This is a genomic window from Agromyces flavus (assembly GCF_900104685.1).
Taxonomy (GTDB): Bacteria; Actinomycetota; Actinomycetes; order Actinomycetales; family Microbacteriaceae; genus Agromyces; species Agromyces flavus.
In genome coordinates this window covers 338,990-353,830 of sequence record NZ_LT629755.1, presented here as the reverse complement: position 1 = coordinate 353,830, position 14,841 = coordinate 338,990, and the positions used below count along the sequence as shown (strand labels likewise).

General features: G+C 70.6%; 15 protein-coding genes. 8 read left to right on the top strand and 7 right to left on the bottom strand.

Annotated features, from left to right (window positions below):
- Window positions 1-6: 6 nt before the first annotated feature.
- Complete coding sequence (locus BLT99_RS01730; RefSeq protein WP_092668752.1) at window positions 7-816, top strand: class I SAM-dependent methyltransferase; 810 nt, start codon at window positions 7-9, stop codon at window positions 814-816.
- A 2-nt stretch (window positions 817-818) separates the two neighbouring features.
- On the opposite strand, the gene BLT99_RS01725 is transcribed toward BLT99_RS01730, so the two are convergent.
- From BLT99_RS01725 to BLT99_RS01710, 4 genes are all read right to left on the bottom strand, one after another.
- Window positions 819-1,898, bottom strand: a complete 1,080-nt coding sequence (locus BLT99_RS01725; protein ID WP_092668750.1) for an FUSC family protein — start codon at window positions 1,896-1,898, stop codon at window positions 819-821.
- Window positions 1,895-3,040, bottom strand: coding sequence for a CAF17-like 4Fe-4S cluster assembly/insertion protein YgfZ (ygfZ, locus tag BLT99_RS01720; protein WP_092668748.1), 1,146 nt, complete (start codon window positions 3,038-3,040; stop codon window positions 1,895-1,897). The genes BLT99_RS01725 and ygfZ overlap by 4 nt, the downstream gene beginning before the upstream one ends.
- Window positions 3,040-3,648 carry a nitrobindin family protein gene (locus tag BLT99_RS01715; RefSeq protein ID WP_092668746.1) on the bottom strand — a complete coding sequence of 203 codons (609 nt, stop codon included), beginning with the start codon at window positions 3,646-3,648 and terminating at the stop codon, window positions 3,040-3,042. The genes ygfZ and BLT99_RS01715 overlap by 1 nt, the downstream gene beginning before the upstream one ends.
- A 140-nt stretch (window positions 3,649-3,788) precedes the next feature.
- A complete protein-coding gene (locus BLT99_RS01710; protein WP_133988582.1) occupies window positions 3,789-4,109 on the bottom strand; it encodes a hypothetical protein in 321 nt (106 codons plus the stop codon).
- 87 nt (window positions 4,110-4,196) lie between these two features.
- Here BLT99_RS01710 and BLT99_RS01705 point away from each other — a divergent pair, with 87 nt between their 5' ends.
- The 7 genes from BLT99_RS01705 (at window position 4,197) to pstB (ending at window position 12,244) form a co-directional block, all read left to right on the top strand.
- A complete protein-coding gene (locus tag BLT99_RS01705) occupies window positions 4,197-4,886 on the top strand; it encodes a winged helix-turn-helix transcriptional regulator (protein ID WP_092675436.1) in 690 nt (229 codons plus the stop codon).
- A gap of 45 nt (window positions 4,887-4,931) precedes the next feature.
- On the top strand, window positions 4,932-7,112 hold the full coding sequence (locus tag BLT99_RS01700) for an RNA degradosome polyphosphate kinase (protein WP_092668742.1): 2,181 nt from the start codon (window positions 4,932-4,934) through the stop codon (window positions 7,110-7,112).
- Window positions 7,109-8,053, top strand: a complete 945-nt coding sequence (locus BLT99_RS01695; protein ID WP_092668740.1) for an NUDIX hydrolase — start codon at window positions 7,109-7,111, stop codon at window positions 8,051-8,053. The genes BLT99_RS01700 and BLT99_RS01695 overlap by 4 nt, the downstream gene beginning before the upstream one ends.
- Window positions 8,054-8,208: 155 nt before the next feature.
- Window positions 8,209-9,306, top strand: a complete 1,098-nt coding sequence (locus tag BLT99_RS01690) for a phosphate ABC transporter substrate-binding protein PstS (RefSeq protein ID WP_371874247.1) — start codon at window positions 8,209-8,211, stop codon at window positions 9,304-9,306.
- A gap of 90 nt (window positions 9,307-9,396) precedes the next feature.
- Window positions 9,397-10,335: a phosphate ABC transporter permease subunit PstC gene (gene pstC, locus BLT99_RS01685; protein ID WP_092668738.1), complete on the top strand. Its 939-nt coding sequence runs from the start codon at window positions 9,397-9,399 to the stop codon at window positions 10,333-10,335.
- Window positions 10,335-11,435 carry a phosphate ABC transporter permease PstA gene (gene pstA, locus BLT99_RS01680; protein ID WP_092668736.1) on the top strand — a complete coding sequence of 367 codons (1,101 nt, stop codon included), beginning with the start codon at window positions 10,335-10,337 and terminating at the stop codon, window positions 11,433-11,435. The genes pstC and pstA overlap by 1 nt, the downstream gene beginning before the upstream one ends.
- 29 nt (window positions 11,436-11,464) lie before the next feature.
- On the top strand, window positions 11,465-12,244 hold the full coding sequence (pstB, locus tag BLT99_RS01675; protein WP_092668734.1) for a phosphate ABC transporter ATP-binding protein PstB: 780 nt from the start codon (window positions 11,465-11,467) through the stop codon (window positions 12,242-12,244).
- Between the two features lie 57 nt (window positions 12,245-12,301).
- On the opposite strand, the gene BLT99_RS01670 is transcribed toward pstB, so the two are convergent.
- The 3 genes from BLT99_RS01670 to BLT99_RS01660 form a co-directional block, all read right to left on the bottom strand.
- The gene (locus BLT99_RS01670) at window positions 12,302-13,189 is read right to left on the bottom strand and encodes an aminodeoxychorismate lyase (protein ID WP_092668732.1); all 888 of its coding nucleotides are present in this window, start codon (window positions 13,187-13,189) and stop codon (window positions 12,302-12,304) included.
- A gap of 232 nt (window positions 13,190-13,421) precedes the next feature.
- Entirely contained in the window at window positions 13,422-14,060 is a 639-nt protein-coding gene (locus BLT99_RS01665; RefSeq protein WP_092668730.1) for a DNA-directed RNA polymerase subunit beta, read from the bottom strand.
- Window positions 14,061-14,189: 129 nt separating this feature from the next.
- Window positions 14,190-14,603 (bottom strand): hypothetical protein, encoded by a 414-nt coding sequence (locus tag BLT99_RS01660; protein ID WP_092668728.1) that lies wholly within the window; start codon window positions 14,601-14,603, stop codon window positions 14,190-14,192.
- Window positions 14,604-14,841 lie beyond the last annotated feature (238 nt).

The following is a 14,841-nucleotide window of genomic DNA, read 5'->3' as shown; positions in this document are numbered from 1 at the left end:
GGGTGCATGCCGGTCGGATCGGTCACGCGAGGCACCACGAACACCAACCGCCTGCGCCGCGTCGACCGCTGGATCGCCGACCAGCCCCAGTTCCGCCGGGCCGCCGACCCGCTCGTGGTCGACCTCGGCTACGGCGCGAGCGGTGTCACCGCGTTCGAGCTCGCCGAGCGGCTGCGTCGCGCGCGACCCGACGTGCGCGTGCTCGGGCTCGAGATCGAGCCCGGCCGCGTACGCACCGCCGAGGCGCAACTGGCCGAGGTCCGTGCCGGACGCACGCCGTTCCCGGCCGACCTGCCGGTCGCGTTCGGGCTCGGCGGATTCGAGGTGCCCGTGCCCGGCGGCCGCTCCCCCGCGGTCATCCGCGCGTTCAACGTGCTGCGCCAGTACGACGAGGCCGAGGTGCCGGCGGCGTGGGCACGCATGTCGGATCGCCTCGCGCCCGGGGGGCTGCTCGTCGAGGGCACGTGCGACGAGCTCGGTCGCGTCGCGTCCTGGGTCGGCCTCGTGGATGGCGCACCGCGCACGTTCACGATCAGCCTGCGCCTGACCGACCTGGACGCCCCGTCGATCGTGGCCGAACGCCTGCCGAAGGCGCTGATCCACCGCAACGTGCGCGGCGAGCGCGTGCACCGCCTGCTGTCGGCGCTCGACCAGGCGTGGCGGGTGCACGCGCCGCTGTCGGTGTACGGCCCGTCCCAGCGCTGGATCTCGGTCACGCGCACGCTCCGCGACGAGGGGTGGCCGGTGCGGGGCACCGTGAACCGCTGGCGTCTGGGCGAGCTCACCGTCGACTGGGACGCGGTCGCGCCCGCCTGACGTCAGTCGCCGGGCAGCAGCGCTCGGGCATCGTCGAGCGCGACCCCCGTCGCCGTGAGCAGGTCGACGAGGTACGGGCGAAGTCCGCCGACCGTGCGACGGTCGCCGGGCGGCCCGTCGGGCAGGATGGTCGCCGGCTCGAGGTGTCGTGCGATCTCGGAGAGCCCTGCCTGCGCGACCGGTCCCTGCGCCACGTCGCGGAGCGATTCCTCGAGCACCCCGACCGCGACGGCGATGCGACCGACCACGTCGGCGACCTCGGGGCGCTGGCGCCCGTCGCGCAGGGTCCACTCGATGCGACGTGCGATGAAGCGCAGGTTCCGGGTCGCAAGGTCGAGTCCCGCGAGCATCGTGCGCTGGCGCTCGAGGTCGAAGCGGGTGCGCCGGACGATCGGCGAGACCCGTGCGATGGCGAGCCCGGAGTCGACGCTCGCCGTCCACGCCTCGACGAGCGGCTGCGTCGACCGCGCCCGCGAGAGCGCCCGCCCCGCGGCGTCGGCCTGCCCGGATCGCAGGGCGCTCGCGAGCTCGTGCAGCACCGCGACGTGCTCGCCGAGCAGCCGGCGGCCGTCTCGCGCGGCGGCGCGGCGCGGGTCGCGCGGGATGACGGCGGTCGCGAGCAGTGCGAACGCACCCCCGACGAGCCCGTCGATCGTCCGCACGAACGGCCCGCCCGGCGGTGCCGGCACGAGCATCACGAGCGAGCACTGGACCGCGGCCGCGATCGCGAACGCGGCGTTCGGGGAGAGGAAGCGCGCGACCGCGAGCGTGATCGCGAGCGCGACGGCGAAGGGCAGGAGCCCGGGGCCGACGGTGAGCAGCAGCACCTCGGCCAGCACGATGCCGAGGGTCATCGCGATCGCGGTCTCGAGGACGCGCACCGGCCGCGCGTCCCGCACGAAGCCGAGCGCCGTGATCGCGACGAGGGCCGAGATGAGCGGCTGGTCGTGCCCGAGGACGTAGTCCGAGAAGGCGTAGGCGGCGACCGCGGTGACCGTGATCTGCAGGATGGCGGGCAGCGAGTCGCGCACCCGGTGCAGGCCCGCGGCGAACCGCGTCGGCTGCCCGGGCGCGGTCGTCACGGACGGACGCCGAGCCGCGGCAGCCGCGGCACCTCCACCGCCGCCCCCGCGTCGGCGGGGACGATCTCGACCTGCGCCGCGGCGACGTCGATGCCGTGGCTCTCGACGATGAGCTCGAGACCGGGCGGAACGCTGCGCTTCACGACGGCGAGCGCGATGGGTCCGAGCTCGTGGTGCAGCGCCGCGCTGGTCACGTGGCCGACCGCGCGGCGTTCGGGCTCCTCGCCGGGTGCCGGCTCGGGCCGGACCTTCACACCCACGACCGTGTCGCCCGGCTTCGGCAGCACGGTGTCGCTGCCGTCGAGGTGGAGCAGCACGAGCCGCCGCGGCGGCCGGCCGAGGTTCACGACCTTCGCGACGGTCTCCTGACCCCGGTAGCAGCCCTTGTGCAGGTCGACGGCGCTGCGCAGCCAGTCGAGCTCGTGCGGCAGCGTCTTCTCGTCGACCTCGGTCGCGAAGCGCGGTCGCCACGCGGCGACGCGGAGCGCCTCGAGGGCGAGCACGCCGGCGGGTTCGGCCCGACCCGAGCGCACGGCCTCGGCGAGCTCGGCGAGCCGCGCACGGGGCACGATCGCCTCGACGGAGCGCCAGAACGCGCCGGGATGGTTCGGGTCGTGCGAGTACCGGTGCCCGTTGGACAGCTCGAGCCGCCATGGGTCGGTCCAGCGGATGGCGCCCTCGGGGAGGTCGATCGGGAACCCGTCGCCCTCGGGCATGGCGGCGACCACCGCGTACTGGCCGGTCACGTCGGCGACCTCGACGCGCAGCATGAAGCGCATCCGATCGAGCCACGAGGCGAGCGAGGGTGCCTCGGATCCCTCGACGACGAGCCAGGTGCGCTCGCCGTCATCGACCGCGTGGACCGCGTGCTCGACGTGGCCCGCGGCATCCAGGAACAGCGCCTCGGCGCTCTCGCCGGGTGCGAGTCGGTCGAGCCGCTGGCTCGCCATCGAGTTCAGCCAGGTGAGCCGATCGGGGCCGGTGACGGTCAGGACACCGCGATGCGAGAGGTCGACCACCGCACGCCCCTGCTCGAGGCGGCGCTGCTCGACCATGGGGTTGCCGTAGTGCGCGGCCACGCCGGCATCGAGGCCCTCGGCGGGCACCGCGCCGGGAAGCACGAGGAACGGCGAGCCGCTCATCAGTCGACCTTCGCGAGCCGCGCGGAGGCGTGCGTGCGGAGATCCTGCCCGAGCGCGGCGATGTCCCACGCCCAGAGCAGGTGGTTCTCGACCAGGCCGTACAACCGGGTGGCCGCGGCGTACTCCTTTGCGCCGGCCGCGCGCATGACAGCGTCGGTCACGAGGTCGATGCGCGGGCCCTTCACCTGGCCGAGGTACAGCTCACTCACCCCGCCCGGGTGCACGATGCCGACCTCGAGGTCGAAGCCGCCCGCATCGTTGCGCAGCGTCTCGACCGACTCGGCGTCGGGATACCGCGTGGAGCCCTGCGAGGGCAGGAGTCCCGGACCGGGGTCGCCCTGCCCGAGCGGACGGGCCAGGCGCCAGTACCCCGTCTCGGCCGCGAGGGCCGTCGGTTCGTCACCCTCGTCGGCGGGGAACAACCACGTCGACGACGTGTAGTTCAGGTACGGGAGTCCGTCGTGGCTGAAGCTCACGCGCTGGCCGAACTCGTGCGTGACCGAGTCGTCGCCGATCTTGTAGTCGATCACGCCGGAACCCTCCCAGACCCCGATGAGCCAGGAGAGCGGAACGAGCTCCGCGGGGAGGTCGACCGGCAGTTCGATCACGGGCTAGCGCTGCCCCTTGAAGAGCTTGTAGACCACGACGCCGCTGATCCAGGCGATCGCAAGGCTCGCGAGACCGAGCAGGCCGATGTAGAAGAGTTCGAGCGCGAGCAGCGAGGACATGGTGCGAGTCTACCCGGTGCTCAGGCGACGGCCGGCAGCAGCGCGAGGGCCCCGACGGCGACGACGATCGCGGCGCCGGTGACCGATGCACTCACCCGCCCGACGAAGCCGTGCGGCCGCCGAGAGGCGAGCTGCAGCGCGAGGGCGGCGACGACGGATGCCGCGAACACGAGGCTGAGCGCGGCGACCGAGGCGTAGTCGCCGTCGTCGCCGAACCATTCGCGCCGGCCCGCGTAGGCCGACACCACGACCCCGACGGAACCGAGTGCGGCGATGAGCCAGACCCCCGGGATCGCCCAACGCCCGAATCCCGTCGCGCGCCCTTCCGCCTCCGCCTGCACCGGACCGTTCCCCTCTGCGACGCCGCGCCCGAGCACGCCGTTCGTCGTCCCGTAGTATTGACCGCACCTTACTACTGGAGGGTGCTCGTGGCGCAGCTGCTGATCCTGACGCCGGCAGCCAACGATGACGTTCTCCCGGCCCTGTCTCTCCTCACCCATCGGGTGCGCGTGATCCCCGCGTCGCCCGACCAGTTGGTCCGCGCGCCCGAGGCCGACCTCGTCTTCCTCGACGCGCGCACCAACCTCGCCGGAGCCAAGGCGCTCTCGCAGATCCTCCGCACCACCGGGCTCTCGGTACCGCTCCTGCTCGTCGTCACCGAGGGCGGCCTCACGGCCGTCACGCCCGACTGGGGCATCGACGACGTGGTGCTCGAGCACGCGGGCCCCGCCGAGATCGACGCGCGGATCAGGCTCGCCATCGGCCGGGCGCAGGCGAGCCAGCCGGCCGAGCGCATCCAGACCTCGGGCGTCATCATCGACGAGGCGAGCTACTCGGCGAAGGTGCACGGACGCACGCTCGACCTCACGTACAAGGAGTTCGAGCTGCTGCGCTTCCTCGCGGCGCATCCGTCCCGGGTGTTCACGCGCGAGCAGCTGCTCAGCGAGGTCTGGGGATACGACTACTTCGGCGGCACTCGCACCGTCGACGTGCACGTGCGACGCCTGCGTGCGAAACTCGGCGACCTCGACAGCCTCATCGGCACCGTCCGCAACGTGGGCTACCGCTTCAACGTCCACGAGGAGGACGAGCGCGACGCGAACGTCACCGCCCGGTGACATCCGCTTCACCCCGCCGTCGCAGCCCGGTGGCATGATGTGGGGATGACGACGGAGAGCACGCTCGACGAAGACCGCACTGCCAGCGACTTCGACGACGACTTCGAGCCGCTCGACATCGACGGCGCGCCCGAGCTGCTCGCCGAGCGCTACCTCGACCGCGAGCTCAGCTGGCTCGCGTTCAACCAGCGCGTACTCGAACTCGCCGAGGACCCGAGGCTGCCCGTGCTCGAACGGGCCAACTTCCTCGCCATCTTCGCCTCGAACCTCGACGAGTTCTTCATGGTGCGCGTCGCCGGGCTGAAGCGCCGCATCAACACGGGCCTCGCGGTGCCGACCAACGTGGGTCGCACGCCGCACGAGGTGCTGAGCGACATCTCGCGCAAGGCGCACGAACTGCAGCTGCGGCACGCGCTCGCGTACCAGGAGCTCGTCAAGCCCGCCCTCGCCGACGCGGGCATCCACGTCATCTCGTGGGACGACCTCGACGAGCCCGAGCGCCAGCACCTGCACGAGTTCTTCAGCGCGCAGATCTTCCCGGTACTCATGCCGCTCGCGGTCGATCCGGCACATCCATTCCCCTACATCTCAGGGCTCTCGCTCAACCTCTCGGTCCGGGTGCGCAACAGCCGCACCGGCCGGCAGGAGTTCGCGCGCGTCAAGGTGCCCCAGATGCTGCATCGATTCGTCCGGGTCGACCTCGGCGAGTCGGTCGAGAACGCACGGTACATCGCGCTCGAGGAACTCATCGCGAATCACCTCGGCGACCTCTTCCCCGGCATGGAGATCCTCGACCACCACGTCTTCCGCGTCACGCGCAACGAGGACGTCGAGATCGAGGAGGACGAGACCGAGAACCTCATCAAGGCGCTCGAGAAGGAGCTGCTGCGCCGACGGTTCGGCCCGCCGATCCGACTCGAGATCTCCGACGACATGGACGAGGTGACCCTCGGCCTGCTCGTGCGCGAGCTCGACGTCACCGAGCAAGAGGTGTACCGGCTCCCGTCGCCGCTCGACCTCGGCGGACTGTTCGACCTCGCGCGGATCGATCGGCCCGACCTGCACTACCCCACGCACGTCCCCGCGACCAACGCGCAGCTCATGCCGTCCGAGCCGAACCGGCCGGCCGACGTGTTCTCGGCCGTCTCGCGCAAGGACGTCCTGCTGCACCATCCGTACGAGTCGTTCGCCACCAGCGTGCAGGCCTTCCTCGAGCAGGCCGCGACCGACCCCGACGTGCTCGCCATCAAGCAGACGCTCTACCGCACGTCGGGCGACAGCCCGATCGTCGAGGCGCTCATCGACGCCGCCGAGTCGGGCAAGCAGGTGCTCGCCCTCGTCGAGATCAAGGCCCGCTTCGACGAGGCCGCGAACATCACCTGGGCGCGCAAGCTCGAGAAGGCCGGCGTGCACGTCGTCTACGGACTCGTCGGGCTCAAGACGCACTGCAAGCTCGCGCTCGTGATCCGCCAGGAGAAGGGCGGCCTCCGGCACTACAGCCACATCGGCACGGGCAACTACAACCCGAAGACCAGCCGGATCTACGAGGACCTCGGGCTCCTCACCGCCGACGACCAGGTCGGCAAGGACCTCACGCGGCTGTTCAACGAACTGTCGGGCTACGCGATCGAGAAGAAGTTCAAGCGGCTGCTCGTCGCCCCGCTCCACCTCCGCAAGGGGCTGCTCAAGCTCATCGCGCAGGAGACGCGCAACGCCGAGGCGGGCCGGCCCAGCGGCATCCGGATCAAGGTCAACTCCATGGTCGACGAGGCCATCATCGACGGGCTGTACCGCGCGTCGAACGCCGGCGTGCCCGTCGAGATCTGGGTGCGGGGCATCTGCAGCCTGCGGCCCGGCATCCCGGGTCTCAGCGAGAACATCCGGGTCCGCTCCATCCTCGGGCGCTACCTCGAGCACTCGCGCATCTTCACGTTCCACAACGACGGCGACCCCGTCGTCTACATCGGATCGGCCGACATGATGCACCGCAACCTCGACCGGCGCGTCGAGGCGCTCGTGCGGCTCGTCGATCCCGACCACATCACCGAGATCGGCGCGCTGTTCGACGGCGCGATGAGCGAGCACACGAGTTCCTGGCACCTCGAGGGCGACGGCGTCTGGACCCGGCATTCGACGGATGACTCCGGCCGGCCGCTCGACGACCTGCAAGTGGCGCGCATCCAGCGCACCGCGCACCGCAGCACGCGAACGGCCAAGCGCCGATGAGCCAGGTCGCCACCGCCGTGTATGCGGCCGGTGCGGTGTGCTGGCGTGTCATCGGCGGTCGGATCCATGTCCTCGTGGTGCACCGGACCGTGTACGGCGACGTCACGATCCCGAAGGGCAAGGTCGACCCCGGCGAGACCCTCCCCGAAACGGCGGTGCGCGAGATCGGCGAGGAGACCGGCCTGCGCGTCGCCCTCGGCGTGCCGCTCGGCGTCTCGCGCTACGCGATGCCGAGCGGGCGCGAGAAGATCGTGCACTACTGGGCCGCGCACGTCACCGAGAAGGCGGTGCAGCGCTCGACCTTCCGGCCCAACGCCGAGATCGCGGCGCTCGAATGGATCACCATCAAGCGCGCGCGCAGCTACCTCAGCTACGAGCCCGACCGCGAGATCCTCGACAACTTCGCCGCGCTCGTCGAGCAGGGCGTGACCGACACGTTTGGCGTCATCGTGCTCCGGCACGGCAAGGCGCAGCCGCGCGGGGCGTGGAAGGGGACCGACGCGTCGCGTCCGCTCACCGAGCGCGGGGTGAAGCAGGCAGCCGCGCTCGTGGGCATGCTGCGGGCCTGGGCGCCGCGGAAGCTCGTGTCGAGCCCTGCGGTGCGGTGCGTCACGACCGTGGCACCGCTCGCCGCGGCATCCACCTTGTCGGTCAAGCGCGACGACGGGATCAGCCAGGACGCGTGGGAGGCCGGCAACGACGAGGTGCGGCGGGTGATCGGCAAGCGGGTGCGCGTCGGCAAGACCGCCGTGGTCTGCAGCCACGGGCCCGTGCTCCCCGAGATCATGCGCGAGATCGCGCTCGCGACCGGAACGCCGCTCGGCTCGTACGTCTCAGACGCCGCCGAGCTCGAGGTCGGCGGCTTCAGCGTGGTGCACCTCTCGTCGAGCAATCCCTCGTCGGGGATCATCGCGATCGAGACGCACGAACCGCGGGTTTGACGCACAGCCGACGCGCAGCCCGCCGCCGCCCGCACGTCGTCGCCCGTTCACCTTCCGTTCACCGCCGTGGGGGACGCTCGTCACGCACGCTGATTAGCGTCGCAGGCGGGTCGGCACCGGCCCTCCCCTGCATCCAGAACCCGGAAGGGAATCACGTGAACCTCAAGCGTTTCGGCGCGCCCGCCGTCATCGCCATGACCGCGGCACTCGCGCTCAGCTCCTGCGCAGCGAACGAAGGCGGCTCCGCCGCCGGAGACACCGGCTCGGAGTCGACGCTCTCGGGCAACCTGGTCGGCGCCGGCGCGTCGTCGCAGGACGCAGCCCAGCAGGCGTGGATCGCCGCGTTCCAGACGGCCAACCCCGACGTGACCATCGACTACGACCCGTCGGGCTCGGGTGCGGGCCGCGACACCTTCCTCGAGGGTGCGAGCGACTTCGCCGGCTCCGACCGTGCGTTCAACGACGAGGAGCTGGCCGCGGGCGGCTTCGCCAAGTGCGCTCCCGACACCGGCATCGTCGAGCTCCCCGTCTACATCTCGCCGATCGCGGTCATCTTCAACCTCGAGGGCATCGACACGCTCAACCTCGACCCGGCGACCATCGCGGGCATCTTCGCGGGCCAGATCACGAACTGGAACGACCCGGCCATCGCCGCCACCAACGAGGACGTCGAACTGCCCGACCTGGCCATCACGCCGGTGCACCGCTCCGACGACTCGGGCACGACCGAGAACTTCACCGACTACCTCGTCGCCGCCGCGGGTGACGTGTGGACCTACGAGGCCGACGGCGTGTGGCCGTTCGAGGGCGGCGAGGCCGCCCAGGGCACCTCGGGCGTCGTCGACGCGGTCACCAACGGCACCGGCACCATCGGCTACGCCGACGCGTCGCGCGCCGGCGACCTCGGCACCGTCGCGGTCAAGGTCGGCGACGAGTTCGTCGAGTACTCGCCCGAGGCCGCGGCCGCGGTCGTCGACGCCTCGCCGCTGGCGGAGGGCCGCGACGCGGGCGACCTCGCGATCGAGGTCGACCACGCGACCCAGGAGGCCGGCGTCTACCCGGTGGTGCTCGTCAGCTACCTCATCGGCTGCCAGGAGTACGCCGAGGACGGCAACGTCGAGATCGTGAAGTCGTACTTCTCGTACGTCGCGAGCGCCGAGGGCCAGGACGCCGCAGCCGAGGCCGCCGGCTCCGCCCCGATCTCCGACTCGCTCCGCGAGCAGATCACCGCGGCGATCGACTCGATCAAGTAGTAGGTTCGTGCCCGACCCCGAGCGTTCCGAGCAGGAAGCCGGGGTCGGGCACGGGCATGTCCCCAGCTTCGCAATCGGAGGATCACCCAGATGACCACCGCAGCAGCGCCGATCCGGGCCAAGCAGCGCCCCGGCGACCGCGTCTTCTCCAGGTCGGCGGTCTTCGCCGGCTCGATGATCCTCGTCACGCTCGCCGCCGTCGCGACGTTCCTCATCGTCCAGAGCATCCCCGCGATCTTCGCCTCGCGCGAGGAGGCGTCGCTCCTCGAGGCCGACTTCTGGTCGTACGTCGGGCCGCTCGTCTTCGGGACCATCTGGGCGGCAGCACTCGCACTCCTCTTCGCGGTGCCGATCTCCATCGGCATCGCCCTCTTCATCTCCCACTACGCGCCACGACGGCTCGCATCGGTGCTCGGCTACATCGTCGACCTGCTCGCCGCCGTGCCCTCGGTCGTGTTCGGCCTCTGGGGCATCGGCGTCCTGGCTCCGGCGGTGCAGCCGCTCTACTCGTGGCTCGTCGACAACATGGGCTGGTTCCCGCTCTTCTCGGGCCCGGTCTCGGGCACGGGTCGCACCATCCTCACCGCGGCGATGGTGCTCGCCGTCATGGTGATCCCGATCATCACCGCGATCTGCCGCGAGGTCTTCCTGCAGACGCCGGTGCTGCACGAGGAGGCGGCCCTCGCGCTCGGTGCGACCCGCTGGGAGATGATCCGGATGGCGGTCCTCCCGTTCGGTCGCCCCGGCATCATCTCGGCCGCGGTGCTCGGCCTCGGTCGCGCGCTCGGTGAGACGATGGCCGTCGCCATGGTCCTGTCGGCCACGGGCGCGGTCACCTTCCAGCTGCTCACGTCGGTCAACCCGTCCACCATCGCCGCCAACATCGCCCTCAGCTTCCCCGAGGCCTACGGCCTCAACGTGAACGTCCTGATCGCGACGGGCCTCATCCTCTTCATCGTCACCTTCGCGGTGAACGCGATCGCCCGCTGGATCGTCGCCCGCCGTGCCGAGTTCTCCGGAGCGAACTGATGACCACCACCGTCACCCCGCCCGAGACCCGGTCGCCCGCCGCGACGCCCGTGAGCAACTCGCTCACGGCCGGCAAGCTGCCCAACGGCGCGCCGTGGTTCGTGCTCGGGGCCAGCCTCGCGGTCTCCGCCGGCCTCTTCGGCGTGATCGCCTTCGCGGGTGCCGAGTTCAACTGGGTCGGCACGCTCGTCGTGGCCGCGCTCGTCTACGTCGTCACGATCACGCTGCTGTCGCGCATCGTCGAAGGACCGCGCAAGGCGACCGATCGATTCGTCACGGCACTCGTCACCGGCGCATTCCTCCTCGCGATGATCCCGCTGGTCTCGCTGGCGATCACCGTCCTCACCTTCGGTCTCGCCCGCTTCGACGCCGAGTTCTTCACCTACTCGATGCGCAACATCACCGGCGAGGGCGGCGGCATCGTGCACGCGATCGTCGGCACGCTCCTCATGACGGGCACCGCCGCGCTCATCTCGATCCCGATCGGGCTCATGACCTCGATCTACCTGGTCGAGTACGGGCGCGGTCGACTGGCTCGCGGCATCACCTTCCTCGTCGACGTCATGACCGGCATCCCGTCGATCGTGGCGGGCCTGTTCGCCTACGCGCTGTTCGCGATCTTCTGGGGTCCGGGCACGCGCACGGGCATCGCCGGAGCGGTCGCGCTCGCCGTGCTCATGATCCCCGTCGTGGTCCGGTCGAGCGAGGAGATGCTGCGGCTCGTGCCCAACGAGCTGCGCGAGGCGGCGTACGCACTCGGCGTGCCCAAGTGGCTCACGATCGTCAAGGTCGTGCTGCCGACCTCCATCGCCGGCATCACGACCGGCATCATGCTCTCGATCGCGCGCGTCATCGGCGAGACGGCCCCGCTGCTCATCGCCGCGGGCTTCACGCAGAGCGTGAACTACAACCTCTTCGACGGACGCATGCAGTCGCTGCCGGTGTTCGTCTACACGCAGTACGCCAACCAGGGCAATCCGCCCGAGGCGTACCTCGACCGCGCGTGGGCGGCCGCCCTCACGCTCATCCTCATCGTCATGGCGCTGAACCTCATCGCCCGCCTCGTCGCGCGGTTCTTCGCCCCCAAGTACGGTCGCTGACCTCCAGGCATCCCCAGTTAGGAAACGACGTGTCCAAGCGCATCGAGGTCCGTGACCTCAACGTCTACTACTCCAAGTTCCTCGCGGTCGAGGGGGTCTCCCTCGAGATCGAGCCGCGCAGCGTGACAGCCCTCATCGGCCCGTCGGGCTGCGGCAAGTCCACGTTCCTCCGCACGCTGAACCGCATGCACGAGGTCATCCCGGGCGCTCGGGTCGAGGGCGAGGTCCTCATCGACGGCAACAACCTCTACGACCCCGAGGTCGATCCCGTGCTCGTGCGTCGCCAGGTCGGCATGGTCTTCCAGCGGCCCAACCCGTTCCCCACGATGTCCATCAAGGAGAACGTGCTCGCGGGCGTGAAGCTCAACAACCGCCGGATGTCGAAGTCCGACGCCGACGACCTCGTCGAGTCGTCGCTGCGGGGCGCGAACCTCTGGAATGAGGTCAAGGACCGCCTCGACCGCCCGGGTTCGGGTCTGTCGGGCGGGCAGCAGCAGCGACTCTGCATCGCCCGCGCCATCGCGGTCTCGCCCGAGGTCATCCTCATGGACGAGCCGTGCTCGGCCCTCGACCCGATCTCGACCCTCGCGATCGAGGACCTCATCGAGGAGCTGAAGCAGGAGTACACGATCGTGATCGTGACGCACAACATGCAGCAGGCCTCGCGCGTGTCCGACAAGACGGCGTTCTTCAACATCGCCGGAACCGGCAAGCCGGGCAACCTCATCGAGTACGACGACACGACGACGATCTTCTCGAACCCGTCGGTGAAGGCGACCGAGGACTACGTGTCGGGTCGCTTCGGCTGATCCGGCGCTTCGGATGTCGCGGCCCGGTCCTCGCTCGGGGGCCGGGCCGTTCGCGTCTCAGTCGCGCGGGCTCAGCAGGTAGGCGTTGAGCTCGGCGGTGGCGTGGCGGTCGACCGGCATCGGCGTGCCGTCGACGGCGGCGATGGGCGCGGCCATGCGCACGCTCGACACCAGCCACGCGGCATCCGCCCCGAGCAGCTCGTCGACCGTGATGTCGCGATACTCGGCGTCGACGCCGCGCTCGGCGAGGTGGCCGAAGATGCTGCGCTGCGTCGTGCCGTGGAGGATGCCGGCCGCGGGCGGCGGAGTGACGACCACGTCGCCCATGCGAACGAGCACGCTCGAGGTCGGGCCTTCGAGTACGAATCCATCGGATGAGACGTACACCGCGTCGTCGGCGCCGCGTCGCTTCGCCTCGCGGATCGCGGCCATGTTGGCGGCGTAGCTCAGGGTCTTCGCGCCGAGGAGGAGCCACGGCGCTCGCTCCCCCGCGCCGCGGGCGACGCCGCGATCGAGCGTGATCACGCGGATGCCGTCCTCGCGCGCCGCGCGGAAGTCGGCGCCCGGCGTGACGTTGACCCATCCGGTCGGCTTCGGGCCCGGATCGAGGCCGCGGCTCAGCGCGAGCTTGAGGGCGTACTCGCCCGTCGCCGGCACTCGCTCTGCGGCGCGGGCGATGATGAGGCGCCACTGCTCGAGGTTCGGCTCGGGCAGCTCGCACAGGCGCGCGGAGTTCACGAGGCGGCCGAGGTGCGGCTCGACCTCCTGGACGTGCCCGTCGATGATCGCGAGCGTCTCGAAGACGCCGTCGCCGCGATGCGGGGCGAAGTCGTTCACGGCCAGCGCGCCGGATCCCGGCTCGATCTCGCGGAACGAGGCCTCGAGGAACTCGGCGCTCGCGTCATTGGGCAGCGGATCGACGAGGAATGACACCGTCTCGGGCATGCCCCCGATGGTACGCCGCGGCGTGGTCGCCGGAGGACATGATCATGGCCGGCCGCAGAACGCCTCTCGGCGCGAGGCCGCTCGGAGCGGCGAATTTTGGAGCCCGGGGTTACTGCGACCGGCCACGACAAGTGTAAACGAGGCACCCGGGGCACCTATTCCCGGGCGGTGGATTCCGACCGGATGCCCAGACGCGCTCGTCGGCCGGGCGTGTCGGGCGGATGGCTCAGGGTCAGTCGAGGCTCTCGTGGCGCCAGAGCCGCGCGCAGGCGGCGAGCTCCTCGCCGAGCGAGGAGAGCCGGAGCGCCCGGCGGGTGAGCATGCCGGGTCGATCGGGGTGCGCCGCGTCGGCCGCATCCGCATCGTCGGCGAGGCTCGCGAAGCCCGTCGACGCGACGCGGCAGAACGCGGCCGCGCGCTCGAGGGCGGCGGCGAAGTCGCCCGCGAACACGCCGCGCAGGATGACGTCGGCGAGCTCGCGAACCTCGGCGGGTCCGGCCGGCGTGGGGGCGCCCGCGACGACCTGGTCGATCGTGCGGGATACCTCGGTACCGCGCTGGAAGGCGAGGCTCACGCCCGCGGCATCCTGGCGGATCATGGTGCGCAGCAGGTAGATCCGCCAGAGCGCGCCCGGCAGGCTCTTGGGCGACGCCTGCGACCACAGCTCGGCGATCGCGTCGATGCCGTGCTCGTCGGTGTACGACACCAGTCGCGCCACGATCTCGGGGTCGGGATCTGCGCGCACGCGCGAGAGGACCGCCGCGGCGGTGTCGTGCGCGACGCGGCTCACCTGCGCCGGGTCTTGGGCGCCCAGGAACCCCTCGAACATCGTCGGAGGGAATCGCGTGGGCCGGTGGAAGTCTGCGGTCATCGCGGGCCACGATACCCCGCCGGCCAACGAGCCAAGCCGGATTCCGCGCTCGGCGGACTCCGGAACACGGGTTCAGGCACGACCCAGCGCGATGGTTCCGACGAATCCCACGACGATGCGGAACCACGATCACGTTGTCGAAGCAGTACGGAGAAAGACGCCCGAGCGCCAGTTGGCGCCCATACGCTCGTACGTGACGATTGCGTGGCAGTTCCGGCAACGGACATCGCACTTGGCGATCTCGTCGGCCACCCGCTGCCACGAGTACGCCGCCTTCGCGAGCTTCATGACTTCCGCCGACTTGTCTTCGCCTTGGCGATGGTCGAAGTCGAGCACGCGGATGTCGCCCTCCCCGCAGTCGACGCAAGGATGGCTGAGCAGGTACTCCCCGATCAGCTCGAGGTGCGCAGCCCGCGTCTTCGCCACCTGGGATGCGACCGCCTTGCGATGCTTCTCGAGGTTCTCGGCGTAGTAGCGCCGCGCCCGAGCTGCGTTGCAGGCACGGCACACCGATTGGCGCCCGTCCGGCGATCTCGCGCGCATGTTGAACTCCGATAATGCGAGTACGCGCCGGCAGGTCGAACACGTCTTCACGCGGCCTCCGTTCGATCGAGCCCAACGTACGGCCTGCCGGCGACAATTCCACTCCGCGAGGAGGAGCTGTTTCGGTGGTTCGAACGTCGGGCGCGGCGGCGCAGAAGCGGGCTGCTAGGGTGGTCACGCCCCTATAGCTCAGTTGGTTAGAGCAACGGACTTCAACAGAACAGATGGAGCGCCAGCG